Source organism: Dokdonella fugitiva, assembly GCF_004342425.1.
In the GTDB taxonomy this organism is placed as follows: Bacteria; Pseudomonadota; Gammaproteobacteria; order Xanthomonadales; family Rhodanobacteraceae; genus Dokdonella_A; species Dokdonella_A fugitiva.
The window spans coordinates 763280-779243 of sequence record NZ_SLWQ01000001.1; the positions used below are offsets into that span (position 1 = coordinate 763280).

The following is a 15964-nucleotide window of genomic DNA, read 5'->3' on the forward strand; positions in this document are numbered from 1 at the left end:
GTGAACGCGGTCGCTGCGGTGCCGCCGAAGCTGACCGCGGTCGCGCCCGCGAGGTTCGTGCCGGTGATCGTGACCGACTGGCCACCCGCGGCCGGACCGGCAGCGGGTGCCACGGTCGTGATCGTCGGCGGACCGATCGCGGTCAGGACGACGTCGTTGCCGGTGCCGCCCGCGTAGTTGATCCGGAACGCGCCGCCGCCGCCGGCGTTGAAGATGGTGCCCTCGGGCAGGCCCGCGAAGGTGCCGCTGACGGCTCCGCTGCCCTGCTTGTCGATGATGCGCAAGGCGGTGCCGGCCGGCGGCGGCGTGGCGACGCTGACCGCCAGCTGGGCGCCGCCGATGCTGACGGCGCCGGCGACGGCGGCTCGGCTGTAGTTCGTGGCGCCATCGACGTAGACGACGAACGTGGAGCCGGACTGCATCGTCAACGACGAACCGAACGTGAGCGTGCCTGTGCCGAAGCCGTGCCAGGCGACGTCGTAGGTGCCGGGGTGCAGGGCAGCGCCACCGACGATGGTGGTCGCGCCACCGACCTGGCCGGCGCCGCCGAAGTCGGTCCCGCCGGCGGTGCTGACGCCACCGGCGTGGTTGCCTTGCACCGCCACGGTGCCGGCCTGCAAGGCGATCTGGCCCGCGCTCGAGCCGGCGAGCACGAGGACGCCGGGGCCGGTCTTGTCGAACGTGGTCGCGCCCGACGTCATCACGACGCTGGAGCCGGCCTCGACCACCAGTCCATCGTCGGCGACCGTCATGTCGAAACGCGTGTGGTCGGCGAGATCGAGCGTGGTGCCGACGATGCGCGCGAAAACGCCACCCTGCGTGCCGGTCTGGATGTAGGGCGTGGTGCCGCGCAGCTGCAGCTTGCCGCCATGGCCGGTCAGCGTGAAGTTGCCGCCCGACGTGCTGATGTTGGTGAAGCGCAGGCGGTTGACGGTGTAGGTGCCACCGTCGAGATCCGCCGCGCCGACGTAACCCGGCGAGTACGGCAGCATGCGCGCGTCGGCGGTCGCGCTGTTCGGATAGCTGTTCGGACAGCACGCCGGCGCGGTCCATACGAGCGTCTCGTGCCACTTGCCCGGATAGCCGGGCGCCGGCTGCCAGCTCCAGGTGTTGACCTGGGCCGATACCGGCAGGGCGCACGCGGCGAGGACGATGGCGTGGAACAGGCGCGCGATGCGACGCGCGGCGGTGCGTATGGAGTTCACGGGTGGCCCTCGGTCGTGCGTGTTTGGGTCGTTCGCGTGCGCGACCATCGTCTGCGCGGGCGAGGCCGTGCATCCGTCGAGCAGACGGTGCGCGCCACGAGCCACGATGCGTCGGGCACGCAACCCCTTTGCCGAAGATCGGAAAGGTTAGACTCGCCAGCCTGCGGGGCAATCACACTTTGGAGTGAGTCGATGCAGTTGGACACCGTGCACAACCGGTTCGAGCGGCGACTGATCGACCTGTACGCCGCCGAGCCGGACCTGCACACGCTGCCGCGCGAGGTGTTCGAGTGCGTCGATGCGGCCGCCGCGAACGACATGGTGGCCTATGCCGAGTTCCACCTCGACAGCAGCGAGTTCCGCGCCGAGTTCTCGCGCATCGACCCGGACCCCGAGCGCCGCGCGCGCGCGGCCGCGGCGTTCCTGCAGCACTCGCGCAGCCATCCGTTCTGGAGCAAGGACCCGGCGTTCTTCGGCGAGCGCGCGCTGCGTGAGTCGGACTTCTTCAGCGACGAGGAATTCATGGCGCTGCCGATCGCGCAGGAAGCGTTCCTGCCGAGCGGAGCGCACCGGCAGATCGCGTTCGTGATCGTCCACGAAGGCTACGCGCTGTCGGTCTCCGCCCACCGCGCGCTCGGCGCGCCCGCGTTTTCCGATGCCGAGCGCGACCGGCTCGAGGAACTGCGTGCGCACGTCGCGCGCGTCTACCGGCACGCGCTCGAGCGTTCCGTGCGGGAGATGCCGCCGATGGAGCGCCTGATCCACCTCTGCCCGGACCTCACGCCGCGCCAGCGCGACGTCGCGCGCTGGATCGCTGACGGCAAGTCGAACGAGGCGATCGCGCAACTGCTCGGCATCCGCCTCGACACGGTCAAGAGCCACGTGCGCCAGGTGTTCGAGAAGCTCGGCGTCGACGATCGCCTCGGCGCCGCGCTCGCCGTGCATCGGCGCCCGCCGTTCACCCGGTTGCCACCGATGTGGACCCTGCCCGGTTCGCGCTGGAGTCCCGCGGGACTGCGGACGAACGCGACCGCGGGATCGCCAGCCACCGCAAGCGGGAAAGACTGAAGCACGGAGCACGGAAGGCCCGGGGGAAAGGGCCCCGCACGAAAGCGCCTCGTCGTGTTCCCGCACGAGCCTGCGCGCGGCTCCGCCTCGTCGAGGCAGCCACGCGTCTCAGCACGCAGGACGCGCATCGCGGCGTGCGGCGCGGCGCGTCAGCGCCCGAGGCCGAGTGCAGCGCGTTCGAGCGAGCCGGTGCCGCGCGGCGTGGTCGCGAATCGCCGCGCATGCGGCATCGGCATGCCCTCGGCGAGGTGCGACCAGAGCGCGTCGAGGGCGGCATGGCCGTACGGGAGCAATGGCACGTAGCGGTCGCCGAACCCGGGCAGCGCGAGGAAGGCCTCGAAGTGCTGCGCGTGCGGCACGCGCCAGTACACCGGCGCGCGCGCGGCTGCCTCCAGCGCGGCGACGTAGGCGCGCGAATGGAACGCTTCGGGCAGGAGGCCATCGTCTTCGCCATGGATCACGACGAGCGGCAGGCCTGCACGCGGCAGCTTCACCGCGGTCGCGGCGACCGCCGCGCGCAGCGCGCGCGCGGCGGCGCCGTCGCCACTCCACAAGCCACGCAGGCAATCGATGCCGGATGCGGTCGGGTCCGCCGACGACGCGTCGATGCCACCGAGCAGTTGCACGCCCGCGCCCGGCGGGATGCCGCTCGCATCCGACCACCAGGCCGCGCGCATCGCCGCATCGGCAGGCACCACCCTGCCGTGCGCGTCGACAGCTGCGTAGTGGAAGCCGCACGGCATCGTCGCCGGCGTCGCACGCAGGTACGACGCCGCATAGGTCGCGGCGATCGCGCGCCAGAGGTCGAAACGGGTCGAGCTCGCCGCGGTTTCGATCGCACGCTCGTCCCAGCCGCCCGCGCGCAGGCGCTCGATCGCCGAGCGCGCCTGCGCGACGCGGTCGGCGCCGTCGACGAGGCCACGTTCGCGCAGATGGGCGCAGCGCGCGAGCCACGCCGGCGGTACCGCGCCATCGATGCGCGCAAACGGCGTCGCGTCGTAGCGCGCATCGGTGAGCGCGCACGGCAGAAGTTGCGCGGCTTCGCTGGCGACGTCGTAGAGCGGCCGCGCGCCTTCGACGTGCACGTTCGGCGCGAGCGCGACGACGCCGTCGACGAGTCCTTCGGCATCGAGCCCGGCCGCCTGCAACGCGGCACCGGCGCCATTCGAGAGGCCCGTGACGATCACGCGCGTGTTGGCCGGCGTGAACGGCGCCTGCGCCGGGTACGCGCGATCGAGCATCGCGAGGCCGAAGCGCGCCGCCTGCAGCACGTGGCGGCCCCAGTCGGCTTCGGGGTTGTCGCCCGAATGCGCGTGCTTGATCGCCACGCCCCTGGCATCCGCGGCGCGCGCGGGCTCGAATTCGAGCGGTGCGGCGCCGCGCGCCACGCGCGTGCCGTCGAGCGCGACGCCCGTGTCGCCGTCGAGATCGAAGTAGCCCGGGCCCGTGCCCTTGTCCGTGTACGCGACCGCGCACCCGCGCGGCAACGCCCATGCGCCGGCGAGCGCGATCGCACCGTAGACCCCGCGCGAACCGGACGAGGCGGCGACGACGAGGCAACGCGCGCGCGCATCGAAGGCGTCGGGGGCCTGCAACAGCACGCGATGCGGCGAGCGTGCGCCGGGCACGCGGGCGAACGCCTGGTATTCGCGGCCCGGCACGTCCGGCACCGCGCCGTAGACGCGACCGTAACCCCCGAGCGGGCCGAGGTCGGCGATGCCGTTCCAGCTCGCGTGGATCGCACGCCGGCGCAACTCCTGCGGCGTCGGCGCCGCGGCGTCGGCGAACGCGGGCGGCTTCCCGCGCAGGCCATCGAGGCCGAGGGCGGCGCTGAGCAGGTCGTCGCCGGCGCAGTGCACGCTCTCGCGCACGTCGCCGTCGAATCCGTTGGTCGTCATCGGAACCTCCGGCACGCGATGCATCGCGCCGGCGGCGAACAGGACGGACAGCAGGGGCGGACGAGCCGGCGCATCCACGCAGCGTAACGCGGCGCACGCGCGGGCGTCATCGTGTGAAAGTCCAGCGCGGCGCGGGTGGCGATGGCGCTGCAACCGCGCGCGTGCGCATGCCGCTCACCGACGACCACCCGCTGTTCCACCTCGCGCTGGCGCAGGCGTGCGCGTGACCGCGCCGGGCCGCGCGACTCGCCTCAACGAAGGAGACCCGCCATGAAATATCCGTGCGAAAGTTGCGGCATGCCGATCGACAATGGTTGCTACTGCAGCTACTGCGTCCACGAGCACGGGCACCTGCAGGATTTCGACGTGCGCTTCGAGCGCATGGTGCAATGGGCGCGGCGCGAGAAGCCCGCGCTGTAGCGGGCCGAGGCCGAGGCGGAACCGCTCGCCTACATGGCGCGCATGCCGGCCTGGGCGAACGATCCGCGCGTCGTCGCCGCGCAGGGCGGAGCCGCGGTCGGCTGAGCCGCTGCGGCACGCTGCCGCGCCTCGACCAAAGTCGCAGCGCCCGGCGCGCGGACATCGGCTAGCCTGCCGCGGTCGCATGCGCGGGATGGGGCCGTGGACTACGCAACGCTGTACCGGCAATCGATCGAACAGCCCGAAGCGTTCTGGGACGCGCAGGCGCAGGCGATCCATTGGCGTCGGCCGTACGACCGCGTGCTCGAAGTCGAGCGGCCGCCGTTCCGCCGCTGGTTCGCCGGCGGCGAAACCAACCTCTGCTACAACACGGTCGACCGGCATCTCGCCGCGCGCGGGGACCAGCTCGCGCTCGCCGCGATCTCGACCGAGACCGGCCAGCGCCGCCATTTCACTTACCGTGAACTGCATCGCGAAGTGAACGACTTCGCCGCGGTGCTCGTCGCGCTCGGCGTCGGGCGCGGCGACCGCGTCGTCGTCTACATGCCGAACATGGCCGAAGCGGTATTCGCCGTGCTCGCCTGCGCGCGCATCGGCGCGATCCACTCGGTCGTGTTCGGCGGCTTCGCCGCGCACAACCTCGCGCTGCGCATCGACGATGCGCAGGCCTCGTTGCTGGTCTGCGCCGACGCGGGCATGCGCGCGGGCAAGGTGATCCCCTACAAGCCGCTCGTCGACGCGGCGATCGCGCAGGCACGGCACCCGCCGCGCCACGTGCTGGTCGTCTCGCGCGGGCTCGACCCGGCGCTCGCACGCGTGGACGGACGCGACCTCGACTACGCAACGTTGCGCGAACGCCATGCCGGCACCGATGTGCCGGTCGCCTGGCTCGAGTCGAACGAGCCGAGCTATCTGCTCTACACCTCGGGCACGACCGGCAAGCCGAAGGGCGTGCAACGCGACGTCGGCGGCCACGCGGTCGCGCTCGCGCTGTCGATGCGCACGGTGTTCGACGTCGGCCCGGGCCAGGTGATGTTCTCGACCTCCGACGTCGGCTGGGCGGTCGGCCACAGCTACACCATCTACGGCCCGCTGCTCGTCGGCGCGACCTCGCTGCTCTACGAAGGCACGCCGGTGAATCCGGATCCCGGCATCTGGTGGCAGCTCTGCGCCGAATACGGCGTGCGCACGATGTTCTCCTCGCCGACCGCGATCCGCGTGCTGAAGAAGCACGACCCGGCCTGGTTGCGGCGGCACGACCTGCTGGCGTTGCGCTGGCTGTTCCTCGCCGGCGAACCGCTCGACGAGCCGACCGCGCGCTGGATCGCCGACGGGCTCGGCAAGCCCGTCATCGACAACTACTGGCAGACCGAAACCGGCTGGCCCGTGCTCTGCCTGCAACCCGGGCTCGACCTGAAACCGGTGCGCTACGGCTCACCCGGTTTTCCGAACTTCGGCTACAAGTTGCGCGTGATCGACGAGACCACCGGGGCGGATGCGGCGCCGAACGAGAAGGGCGTGCTCGTGGTCGAACCGCCCTTGCCGCCGGGCTGCCTCACGACCGTGTGGAACGACGACGAACGCTTCCTGCGCAGCTACTTCGGCCACTTCAATGAACTCCTCTACAGCTCGCTCGACTGGGCGATTCGCGACGACGACGGCTACACCTTCATCCTCGGGCGCACCGACGACGTCATCAACGTCGCCGGCCACCGGCTCGGCACGCGCGAGATCGAGGAAGCCGTCGCGACGCACCCCGCGGTGGCCGAGGCGGCGGTGATCGGCGTGCGCGACGAGATCAAGGGCCAGGCGCCGCACGTGTTCGCGACGCTGAAGGCGGCGGTCGAGCCGGACGCGCGTCGCGCGATGGCGAGCGCGTTGCAGCAGCGCGTGTGCGAACAGCTCGGGGCGATCGCGCGTCCCGCGCGTGTCTATATCGTCGCCGCCCTGCCCAAGACGCGCTCGGGCAAGCTGCTGCGCCGTTCGATCCAGGCGCTGGCCGAGTCGCGCGACGCGGGCGACCTGTCGACGCTGGATGACGCGAGTGCGCTCGAGGAAATCCGCGCGGCGCTCGCGCGCGGCGCGGATGCCGTCGCAGGCTGAGGCGACGCAACGCCGGCCGCTACGACGACTGGCAGGCCGTCCGTCAGCGTCGCGCGATCGCGGCGCGGATCTCGTCGATGCCGAGCGCCTCGCTCGATTGCGGGGGCGGCAGGCCGGCCTGGCGGCAGTACGCCGCGAAACGCGCGTCGTCGCGGAAACGCAGCAACAAGGGGTCGAACAGCACGTAGTGCACCGCGGTGCCATCGCGCTCGATGTCGCGTTGCAACCACTCGAACGCGCGATCGGCATCGCCACGCAACGCGTGGACGCGAGCGATCGTGTAGGCATCTCCCTTGCCGCGTGCATCGGCTTCCAGCAGGCCCTGCAATGCCGCGTCGGCCGCCGCCTGGTCGCTGCCGACCTGCTGGGCGAGGGCGTGCCAGCGCGTACGCCACGGTCCCGGCTGCGTCGTTTCGATCGCGGCGAGCGCCGCGGCGGCATCGCCGCGCAGGATCGCGAGGTAGGCGCCCTCGTCGATCGACCAGTCACGCAGGTACGACGCCCGATCGAGGATGCGCTCGTCCGCATCGCGCAGGCTCGCCGCTGCTTCGTCGAGCCGCCCGCGACTGGCGAGCAGCTGGGCGAGGTAGATGCGGGCGAACGCAGCCAGCGGGTCGCCGGCGATGTACTTGCGGCGCTCGACGATCGCCTCGTCGATCCTGCCGAGGGTGGCGAGCAGGCGGCTGACCGCGCCGTGGGTCGGATCGTTGTCCGGCACGAGGCGCAGGGCGACGCGGAATTCCGCCAGTGCACCGTCCCAGTCGTGTTCGGCCATGCCGAGCCAGTTCGCGCGGATCGCATGCGCCTGGCCGAACTCGGGTTGCAACCGCAAGGCGGTTTCGATCGCCTCGCGCGCCTGCGCGTAGCGCGCACGCACCTTCTCGCGGTCGCGGTCGCTGCGCGCATTCATCGTCCGCGCGAAACCGAGCCACGACCATGCCTGTGCATATCCGGGATCGGCCCGTGTCGCCTGCTCGAAGTACTCGATCGCCTTGCCGACCTGGCTCGCGTCGCCGCTCATCTCGGCCGTCGCGCGCAGGTAGGCCTCGTAGGCAGCGAGGTTGCCGCTGGCGGGCCGGCCCGCCTCGACCATCGACGGCATCGCGTGCAGCAGCTTCACCTGCAGCGCACCCGCGACGGCGAGCGCGATCTCGTCCTGCAACGCGAACAGGTCCGTGTACGGGCGATCGAAACGCTTCGTCCACACGACGGCGCCGTCGGCACTGCGGATCAGTTCGATGCTCACGCGCACCTCGTCGCCGACCTGCTGCACGCTGCCCTCGACCAGATGCGCGACGCCGAGCTTCGCGCCGATCACGGCAGCGCTCTCCGTGCTGTCACGGAACAGGAACGAGGAGCGGCGCCCGATGACCTTGAGGCCCGGGTATTGCGACAACGTGGTGATGAGGTTCTCCGACAGGCCGTCGGAGAAGAAGCGGCGATCGGTCCCGCCGGCGTCCACCAGCGGCAATACCGCGACGCTGCGCACGGGCACCGGCGCGACGTCCGGCGCGCCGGACTGCGAGTGCGGTGATGGCGGCCACGCCAGCAGCGCGGACAGTGCGATCGCCAGCAGGACGACGGCCAGCGTGAGGCCGCGCGCGGTCCGCGCAAGCGTCGAGCGGGCCGCGCGCATCGGCATCGCCGTGGCGGCGCCGACCGCGGCGGGCCGCACGTCGAGCGCGGCCGGTGCTTCGATGACGGCGGCCCGCAGGTCGCCTTTCGTCTCGGCCACGGCAGCGCCGATGAACTCGTAGCCGACGCCATGCACGGTGCGGATCAGGCGCGGGCGATCCGCCTCGTCGCCGAGTTCGCGCCGCAACAGGGCGATGATCCGGTTCAGCACCGCCGGGGTCACGTGGCGGTGGCCCCATACGGCGTCGAGCAGCGCGTCGCGGGTAACCACGCCGCCGCGACGGCGCACCAGTTCCAACAGCACGCCGTAGGCCTTCGGTTCGAGCGCGAGTTCCGTTCCACCGCGCAGGACGCGGTGGCGGCCCACGTCGATTTCGAGGTCACCGCAGCGATAACGGGGAGGGCCGTGATCGGCGTCGTCCATTGCATAGTCCAGGCCGGTCAACACGATTGTGCTCCGTGGTGCGTCGACCCGTAAAACTCCTTTTCCCGCCGTGACCCGACATGGCCCTTACAAACCTCATGCGGCGGCCTCACGAAGCTCCAACGCGAACCTCAAGCATCCATCCCTACGCCGGGCGCAACCTCCGCGATCGAATCCGTCCTGGCAAGGAGACCACGATGCCCACGAAGACCCCGGCGACGTCCCCGACGACCTCGCGCATGAAGCCGCTCGCGTTCGCACTGGCGATGGCCGCCGGCGCGAGCGTCGCCCCCGACCCTGCGGTCGCCGCCGCCGGTGTGCACCGACCGGATGGATCGGTGCTCTGGCCCGTGTCGAACTGCAACGACGCCGGTCCGGGCAGCCTGCGCGACGCCGCCGCGCACGCCAACCACGGCGACGGCATCGATCTCGGCGGCCTCGCCTGCAGCACGATTTCGGTGACGTCCGGCGCGATCACGCTGCACGACGTCGAGCTGACCGGCCCCGGCGCCGGCCTGCTCGAAATCGACGGCACCGGCAACCAGAACCGCCGCATCTTCAACCATGCCGGCGGCGGCGGAAACCTCGCGATCAGCGGCGTCACGATCAACGGCGGCAAGTACGTTTCCAATGCCGGCCTCGGTGGCGGCTGCCTGCGTTCCGTCAATGGCAACCTGCGCATCCACGATTCGGTATTCCGCAATTGCATGGTCGTCACGCCGGTCGGGCAGGCCGGCCACGCGCGCGGCGGCGCGATCGCGGCCTACGGCAACGGCGACATCCGCCTGTACGACACGACGATCGACAGCAGCCTCGCGCGCACCGACCACGACACCGCGCGCGGCGGCGGACTGTACGCCGAGGGGCACGTCCTCGTGCGCAGGAGCACGATCACGAACAACTCGGTGTCGGCCAGCGGCCCCACCGGCGGTAGCGGCGCGTTCCCGCAAGGCGGCGGCCTGTTCACACCATCATCGGTCGTGATCGAAGACAGCACGCTGGACGGCAACGTGTCCGCGGTCGATGCCGGCGCCGCCTTCGTGGGCGGCGGCGGCATGCTGGTGCGCTCGACGATCTCGAACAACGTCGCCAGCGCCGGCACGCCGGGAATCGTCATGCTCGGCCACGACAATGCCACGGCCTCGATCTACAGCAGCACGATCTCCGGCAATGTCGCCGAACGATCCGAGCAATGGATGAGTGGCGGGCTCTACCTGGACACGGCGACGACCCGGATCATCAACTGCACGATAACGGCGAACCGCGAATCGAACCCGGTCGCGACGAAGTTCGGCGCCGGCATCATCTTCGGTCGGGATGTCGTCGACGTGACGATGTCCGGCACGATCGCCGCGGGCAACTATTTCGACGACGGGCAACCACCGTACGCCGCCGACGACATCGATGGCCCGGAATCGCTCACGATCCTCGGCGACAGCAACATGGTCGGCTGGTCGCACCGACCGGTACCCGCGGACACGCTCTTCGAGTCCGCCCCGCGACTCGCCCCGCTGCACGACAACGGCGGTCCCACCCGCACGCACCTGCCGCTGCCCGACAGTCCGGTGATCGATCGCGGCGACGCGCACGGATTCAGCGTCGACCAGCGCGGTGCCGCGCGCGTCGCGGGCGCCGACGCCGACATCGGCGCGGTCGAACTGCACGCGACGGACGACCGCATCTTCGCCGACGACTTCGACGCGGCCGACCCGCCCCCGCCGTTCGCCTCCCCCGACTCCACGAGGCAGCGATGAATCCGCGACTTCCTTCGTGCGACGTCGCATGCGCGCGGGTCGCCGGCCACGCGGCCGCGCGGACCTGCGCCGCGCCGTGGACGCTGCAGGCCAGCACCGCCATCACGCTCGACACCCGCGAGGGCGCGTCGTCCCTGGTGCTCTCTTGCGGCGCCTTCCCGCTCGCAGGACCGGCGACCATGGTCCTGCTCCACCTGCCGTGCCGTATCCGGAGGGCAGCATTTCGATCCGGTGACAGGACGCTGACGTTCGGAGGGCGTGTCCCGCAGCGGCAGCGTGCCGACGGGGGTGCGTGCCGGGCGACCGTACGCGCGGCATGGCGACCACATCGAGGCACGTATAATCGCGGCCCCTGTCGCGCCGCAGCGTGCTGGCGGACATGAACGAGGAGTCCGGATGAGCGAGTTGCCCCCCTGCCCCGAATGCGCGTCGACGTTCACCTACGAGGACGGCACGCAGCTCGTCTGCCCGGAATGCGCGCACGAATGGACGCCCGGCGCCGTCGATGCGTCGGACGCATCCGACGAGCGTGTTGTCAAGGACGCGCACGGCACCGTGCTCGCCGACGGAGACAGCGTGACCGTGATCAAGGACCTCAAGGTGAAGGGCTCGTCACTCGTCGTCAAGGTCGGCACGCGCGTGAAGAACATCCGCCTCGTCGACGGCGACCACGACATCGATTGCAGGATCGACGGCATCGGCGCGATGAAACTCAAGTCGGAGTTCGTCAAGAAGGCCTGACGTCGTTCCGCCGACGCGGGCCGCGGCGCGCCCGGCATGGCGGATGTCCGGCCGGCCGCAGCGCGCGTCAGGACGAGGAGCGCAGGTCCGCGCCCGCCGCGACTTCGCTCGATGCACCCCGCTCGAGCAGCGCGCGCAGGTCCGCCTCGACCAGCGGGCGGCTGCAATGGAAGCCTTGCACTTCGCTGCAGCGGTGGTGCGCGAGCCAGTCGTACTGTGCCGCGGTCTCGACGCCTTCGGCGGCCGTGCGGATGCCGAGGTCGCGCGCGAGGCGGATCACCGCGCGGATGATCGCTTCCGAGTCGGCATCGATGCCGATGTCGCGCACGAACGACATGTCGATCTTGATCTTGTCGAACGGGAACGCGCGCAGCAGCTGCAGCGACGAATAACCGGTGCCGAAATCGTCGAGCGAGAGGCGCACCCCGAGGTCGTGCAGCTCGTTGATCGCGGTGCGCGTGGCGATGTCGCTGGCCAGCAGCGCGCTCTCGGTGACTTCGAGGTCGAGCCGTTCGGCCGGCAGGCCGGACTGCTGCAGCGCGCCGACCACGTCGAGCACGAAGCCGCTCCTGCGCAACTGCAACGGCGACAGGTTCACGCCGACCTTGATCCCGCGCGGCCAGCGCGCCGCGGCGGCACAGGCCGTGCGCAGCACCCAGTCGCCGAGCGGGCCGATCAGGCCCATTTCCTCGACCACCGGGATGAACGACGCCGGCGGCACGTTGCCGCGTGCGGGATGGCTCCAGCGCAACAAGGCCTCCACCGCGACCGGCTCGCCCGTCTCGAGCGCGACGATCGGCTGGTAGACGAGGTTGAACGCGCCCGCTTCGATCGCCGCGCGCAGGTCCTGCTTGAGGCTGCGCCGCATCTGCACGTGCGTGTCCATCGCGGCGTCGAAGAAGCGGTGCGTGCGCCGTCCGGCCGCCTTGGCCTCGTACAGCGCCATGTCGGCGCGCCGCGCGAGTTCGTCGAGGTCGAGGCCGGGCGCGGACGCGTGCGCGATGCCGACGCTCGCGCCGATCATGACGCGCTGGTCGTCGACGTCGAACGGTTCGTCGAGCGCGGCCCTGATGCGCGCCGCAAGCTGGTGCCCTTCCGCCTCGGCGTCACGACAGGGTTGCAGCACCGCGAACTCGTCGCCGCCGAGGCGCGCGACGAACGCGTCGGCGTGTATGCAGGCGGCGAGGCGCTGCGCGACGCCGCCGAGCAGCTGGTCACCGAGGCGGTGGCCGAGCGTGTCGTTGACCGCCTTGAAGTCGTCGAGGTCGATGTAGAGCACGTTGACCGCCTCGCCCGGCGCGAGCGCGACGAGCGCGGCCGTCGCGCGCTCGATGAACGCGGAGCGGTTGGCGAGGCCGGTGACCGGGTCGTGGAAGGCGAGGCGCTGCACGTGCGCCTGCACCGCGTCGTGCTCGATCGCGATCGCGCACAGGTCGACGCAGCGCTCGACGATCGCACGCTCGATCGCGGCCGGGCCGCGGCAGGTGCGGTAGTAGAACGCGAACGTGCCGATCACGCGGCCGTCGCGCGCCTTGATCGGGCTCGACCAGCACGCGCGCAGGCCGAGCGGCAGCGCCAGGTGGCGATAGTCGACCCACAGCGGATCGGTTTCGATGTCCGTGACCTCGACCGGCTCGCCACGCCAGGCCGCGGTGCCGCACGAGCCCGCGACGGGTCCGATCGACATGCCGTCGAGCGAGTGCGAATACGGTTCGGGCAGGCTCGGCGCCGCGAGCGAGTGCACGCGCCCCTGCGCGTCGACGACGAGGATCGAGCAGACGACGTCGGGGACGAGGCCTTCGACGCGGCGGCACAGCAGGTCGGCGATGCGCTGCAGCGGCTCGCCGCGCGCGATCGCTTCCAGGATCTCGCCCTGGAGACGCTGCAGCGCCGCGCTGGAGCGGTCGTCGATCATCCTCGATCCCGTTTCCCGAGCGGGCACTCGATATCGGACGCGCCGGCGTGCAGCGACCGGACGCGGGGCGGCGATGCCGGTACCCGTGCAGCCATCATACGCCGCGCCCGCGCCGCCTCAAGCCGACCCGCGCGCCGGCGCGCCGACGGGCGCATCGACGATCGCGGTGGCGTCGCGGGGCGCGTCCGCGGTCGGCGCGTCGACCGGCGCCGCGCGGTCGAAACGATGCAGGTCCATGTGCCGCGTCGGCACCGGCACGTAGTCCGGGCCGAACGCGACATCGCCGGGTTTCCAGCCGGCCGCGCACCAGAATGCGCCCCAGAAGCGGCGGAATGCACCCCACTGCATCGCGATGACGCCGCGCCCGTTGTCCGCGTCCACGATCGGGTCGCCGACACCGGTCGGCCGCGGCGGTTCGCCGTACAGCGCGGTGCCGAACAGGACGTCCCAGATCGACAGCACCTGTCCGTAGTTGCAATCGTGCAGTCGCGGGCGTTCGGGATCGACGATCATGTGATGCAGGCGGTGGAACTTCGGATCGACGAACAGCTTCTCGAGCACGCGGCCGAAGCCGAAGCGCACGTTCGCATGCGACCAGTTCTGCACGAGTTCGCCGACGAACATGAGCAGCGCGAACTGGTCCGGCCCGACGCCGACGACGAGGCCGACCGTGGCGAGGAAGATCGACTGCAGCACGCCATCGACGTAACTGCCGCGATCGTTGCTCCAGCAGCTCATCTGGCGCTGGCTGTGGTGCATGCTGTGCAGCGCCCACCACCACGGGATCCAGTGCTGCGCGCGGTGCATCCAGTAGTACGCGAAGTCGTAGATCGCATAGTAGGCGAGGAACAGCGCGAGCGGATGCTGCTGGAACCACGGCAGCCACGCCGCCAGCCCGCTCGCCGCCTCCTCCGCGCCGCCCCCGAACGCGTTCGCGAACGGCGTGAGCACGAGATAGGCAAACAGCGGGTTGAGGCCGAGCAGCATCAGCAAGGTATAGGTGCGATCGATGCGCGCGAGCCGGCGGTCGGCCCATCGCTCGGCCGGCGCGAGGCTCTCCAGCGGCCGGAACACGAGGCCGATCACGAGCACCTGCGCGAGCGCGATGAGCAACGCCTCGGCAATCTCGCGCGGATCGCCGGCGAGTCCGGTGAGATGCGCGAACGCGAGGAATGGCGTCACCGCGTGTGCATCGAGCCCGTCGACGAGTGAATTCCAGAACGCGTACATGCGCGCATTCTAGCCGCCCGCGGGCGTGCTGAACGCCGGCGCGGGCGCGCCGGCCACGTTCATTGGTCGTAAAGCGCCGCGATTCGACGATGCGCCGTCGCCGATGGCATAGGGAGAAGTACGCATGAACAGATCCGCATGGCACATCGCGCTCGGCAGCGCGCTCGCACTCGCCGCGTGCGGCAAATCGCCGGAGCAGGCCCAGCAGGATGTCGCGAAGGCGCAGGAAAAGGCGGCGCAGGACGTCGCCAAGGCGCAGCAGAAGGCCGCCGAGACGTCGGCCGAAGCGCAGCAGAAGCTCGATGCGGCGCGCGCCGAGGCGAACGCCGACGTGCAGAAGGCGAACGCCGAGGCGGGCGAGACGATCAACGACGCGAGCGCCGATGCCGCCAAGGTCGAGCGCCGGGCAGGCGACGACCTCGCCGACGAGCAGTCCGACGCGATGGTCAAGGATGCGAAGGCGCGCTACGACGTGGCGATCGCGAAGGCCGACGCCGACTACGACGTCGCCGTGAAGAAGTGCGAAACGTTGCCCGACGCGCAGCAGGGCGCCTGCAAGGATGCCGCGAAGGCGAACGCCGAGGCGCAGCGCCAGCACGCGAAGTCGGAACTGGACAATACCGAGACGGCGGCGGGGAAGCTGGAGCGGCGGTGAGGGCCGGTGTCGTGGCGGACGGCGCCGTGCTCTTCGTACGGTGTCGTCTTCTGAAGGGCTGAGGCTGCGCCGAGACCCAAGAGGATCGCAGCTCGCGCCTTTGCCGCAGATCGTAGGGCGGATCAAGCCGCGCAGCGGCGGATCCGCTTCAGCCTGCGTCTTCGCGCCTCCGACATACACGGCGGCTCCGGCCTTCAGCCCCGAGCCGCCCTACGGCAAGCCGCCATCCGTATGTTGGCTGTGGCGGCTGACGTTCCTGTGCGGACCCGTCCTACACCGGCAACGGCCCGAGGAAATCCTGCTTGCCGATGTCCACGCCATTGTGGCGCAGGATCGCGTATGCGACGGTCACGTGGAACCAGAAGTTCGGGAACGCGAAATGCAGGAGATACGGCTGCCCCTGCAGCTTCACTTCGCCGGTGCGCAGCGGCAGGGTGATCTCGCGCACTTCGCTGCCGTCGATCTGCGCCGGCGTGAACTGGCCGATGTACTCGAGCGTCGCGGCGATGCGCGCCTGCAGGTCGTCGAGCGTGGCCTCGTCGTCGGGCACCGATGGGCGCGCGAGTCCGGCGAGGCGCGCGGCGGCGCCGCGGGCGTGGTCGGAGGCGATCTGGATCTGCCGCGACAGCGGCAGCATGTCCGGCGCGAGGCGTGCATTCACGAGAACCGCCGGATCGAATTTCTTCGCCTCGGCATGCGCGGCGGCCTTCTTCAGCACGGCCGACAGCTGGGTGAGTGCGCGTTGGAACACGGGGATCGAAGCTTCGTACATCGACAGCGTCATGCGTAACTCCTCGACGGGTGGGACGCGCGGCGGCGGGAGCCGGCGCAGGCGTCGCCTCGACGTGGCGGCGGAACGCATGGATGCAAGGCCTTGCCCGCGGCGAGGACGCGGCGCGCGATGCACGGGAATCGA

At 70.9% G+C, this 15964-nt stretch carries 12 protein-coding genes; 6 read left to right on the top strand and 6 right to left on the bottom strand.

Translation table 11 applies throughout. The features are described from left to right. On the bottom strand, positions 1 to 1205 hold a 1205-nt coding region (locus EV148_RS18625), incomplete at its 3' end, for an IPT/TIG domain-containing protein (RefSeq protein WP_199222702.1). Positions 1206 to 1397: 192 nt separating this feature from the next. On the opposite strand from EV148_RS18625, the gene EV148_RS03215 reads away from it, so the two are divergent. After that, entirely contained in the window at positions 1398 to 2273 is an 876-nt protein-coding gene (locus tag EV148_RS03215) for a helix-turn-helix transcriptional regulator (RefSeq protein WP_131993967.1), read from the top strand. A gap of 149 nt (positions 2274 to 2422) precedes the next feature. On the opposite strand, the gene EV148_RS03220 is transcribed toward EV148_RS03215, so the two are convergent. Beyond that, the gene (locus tag EV148_RS03220) at positions 2423 to 4171 is read right to left on the bottom strand and encodes a 3-hydroxybutyrate oligomer hydrolase family protein (protein WP_131993337.1); all 1749 of its coding nucleotides are present in this window, start codon (positions 4169 to 4171) and stop codon (positions 2423 to 2425) included. 270 nt (positions 4172 to 4441) lie between these two features. On the opposite strand from EV148_RS03220, the gene EV148_RS18350 reads away from it, so the two are divergent. Both EV148_RS18350 and prpE read left to right on the top strand, forming a co-directional pair. Continuing rightward, complete coding sequence (locus tag EV148_RS18350; RefSeq protein ID WP_158287291.1) at positions 4442 to 4591, top strand: hypothetical protein; 150 nt, start codon at positions 4442 to 4444, stop codon at positions 4589 to 4591. A gap of 171 nt (positions 4592 to 4762) precedes the next feature. Continuing rightward, positions 4763 to 6694 carry a propionate--CoA ligase gene (gene prpE, locus EV148_RS03225; protein WP_277871119.1) on the top strand — a complete coding sequence of 644 codons (1932 nt, stop codon included), beginning with the start codon at positions 4763 to 4765 and terminating at the stop codon, positions 6692 to 6694. A 43-nt stretch (positions 6695 to 6737) separates the two neighbouring features. Here prpE and EV148_RS03230 read toward each other — a convergent pair whose 3' ends face one another. Then, positions 6738 to 8777 carry a winged helix-turn-helix domain-containing tetratricopeptide repeat protein gene (locus EV148_RS03230; RefSeq protein WP_131993343.1) on the bottom strand — a complete coding sequence of 680 codons (2040 nt, stop codon included), beginning with the start codon at positions 8775 to 8777 and terminating at the stop codon, positions 6738 to 6740. Between the two features lie 173 nt (positions 8778 to 8950). Between EV148_RS03230 and EV148_RS18355 the strand changes: the two genes are divergently transcribed. Further along, positions 8951 to 10507: a choice-of-anchor Q domain-containing protein gene (locus EV148_RS18355; RefSeq protein WP_158287292.1), complete on the top strand. Its 1557-nt coding sequence runs from the start codon at positions 8951 to 8953 to the stop codon at positions 10505 to 10507. Positions 10508 to 10903: 396 nt separating this feature from the next. Continuing rightward, positions 10904 to 11248: a zinc ribbon domain-containing protein YjdM gene (locus EV148_RS03240; protein ID WP_131993346.1), complete on the top strand. Its 345-nt coding sequence runs from the start codon at positions 10904 to 10906 to the stop codon at positions 11246 to 11248. 67 nt (positions 11249 to 11315) lie between these two features. Here EV148_RS03240 and EV148_RS03245 read toward each other — a convergent pair whose 3' ends face one another. Together EV148_RS03245 and EV148_RS03250 are read right to left on the bottom strand one after the other, a co-directional pair. Further along, entirely contained in the window at positions 11316 to 13163 is a 1848-nt protein-coding gene (locus EV148_RS03245; protein WP_131993349.1) for a putative bifunctional diguanylate cyclase/phosphodiesterase, read from the bottom strand. Between the two features lie 117 nt (positions 13164 to 13280). Then, positions 13281 to 14393, bottom strand: a complete 1113-nt coding sequence (locus EV148_RS03250; protein WP_131993352.1) for a sterol desaturase family protein — start codon at positions 14391 to 14393, stop codon at positions 13281 to 13283. Between the two features lie 124 nt (positions 14394 to 14517). Between EV148_RS03250 and EV148_RS03255 the strand changes: the two genes are divergently transcribed. Beyond that, positions 14518 to 15048, top strand: a complete 531-nt coding sequence (locus EV148_RS03255) for an SPFH domain-containing protein (protein ID WP_131993354.1) — start codon at positions 14518 to 14520, stop codon at positions 15046 to 15048. Positions 15049 to 15319: 271 nt separating this feature from the next. Here the strand turns inward: EV148_RS03255 and EV148_RS03260 are convergent, their stop codons facing one another. After that, on the bottom strand, positions 15320 to 15832 hold the full coding sequence (locus EV148_RS03260) for a DUF1993 domain-containing protein (RefSeq protein WP_131993357.1): 513 nt from the start codon (positions 15830 to 15832) through the stop codon (positions 15320 to 15322). Positions 15833 to 15964: the final 132 nt, after the last annotated feature.

Bases quoted from the DNA above. Each gene is read 5' to 3' on its own strand.
- EV148_RS03250 (WP_131993352.1), bottom strand. From the start codon at position 14,393: ATGTACGCGTTCTGGAATTCACTCGTCGACGGGCTCGATGCACACGCG.
- EV148_RS18355 (WP_158287292.1), top strand. From the start codon at position 8,951: ATGCCCACGAAGACCCCGGCGACGTCCCCGACGACCTCGCGCATGAAG.
- EV148_RS03245 (WP_131993349.1), bottom strand. From the start codon at position 13,163: ATGATCGACGACCGCTCCAGCGCGGCGCTGCAGCGTCTCCAGGGCGAG.
- EV148_RS03260 (WP_131993357.1), bottom strand. From the start codon at position 15,832: ATGACGCTGTCGATGTACGAAGCTTCGATCCCCGTGTTCCAACGCGCA.
- EV148_RS03255 (WP_131993354.1), top strand. From the start codon at position 14,518: ATGAACAGATCCGCATGGCACATCGCGCTCGGCAGCGCGCTCGCACTC.
- EV148_RS03215 (WP_131993967.1), top strand. From the start codon at position 1,398: ATGCAGTTGGACACCGTGCACAACCGGTTCGAGCGGCGACTGATCGAC.
- EV148_RS18350 (WP_158287291.1), top strand. From the start codon at position 4,442: ATGAAATATCCGTGCGAAAGTTGCGGCATGCCGATCGACAATGGTTGC.
- EV148_RS03220 (WP_131993337.1), bottom strand. From the start codon at position 4,171: ATGACGACCAACGGATTCGACGGCGACGTGCGCGAGAGCGTGCACTGC.
- EV148_RS03240 (WP_131993346.1), top strand. From the start codon at position 10,904: ATGAGCGAGTTGCCCCCCTGCCCCGAATGCGCGTCGACGTTCACCTAC.